Source organism: Mesorhizobium sp. LNJC405B00, from assembly GCF_000502615.1.
Lineage (GTDB): Bacteria > Pseudomonadota > Alphaproteobacteria > Rhizobiales > Rhizobiaceae > Mesorhizobium.
In genome coordinates, this window is sequence record NZ_AYWC01000065.1 from 1 (window position 1) to 285 (window position 285).

The window sequence follows — 285 nt, forward strand, 5'->3', positions numbered from 1 at the left end:
AAATCCGCTCCCGAAAACTGTCCGGGATTTAGCGGAATCGCTGTCCGCGAATTACTGAAATCACTGTCCGGGATTTAGCGAAAAGGGTGTCCGGGAATAACCGAAACACGCACCCTTGCTCAGCATGTGCCAGATGATCATTACAAGCTTGCGCGCGGTGGCGACGGCCGCAATATACTTCCCCCGGCGCGAGGCGATTCGCTTGGAGAAGGCGCGTAGAGGTCCTGGCGATCGCACAGCCGCCCATGCCGCCTCAACCAGCATTCCCCGCGCATGGCCGCGGCC

At 60.0% G+C, this 285-nt stretch carries 1 pseudogene; it reads right to left on the minus strand.

Annotation, left to right across the window (positions count from 1 at the left end):
* Positions 1–111: 111 nt before the first annotated feature.
* A pseudogene (locus tag X756_RS1000000170305) lies at positions 112–285 on the minus strand (IS110 family transposase); the annotation flags it as partial.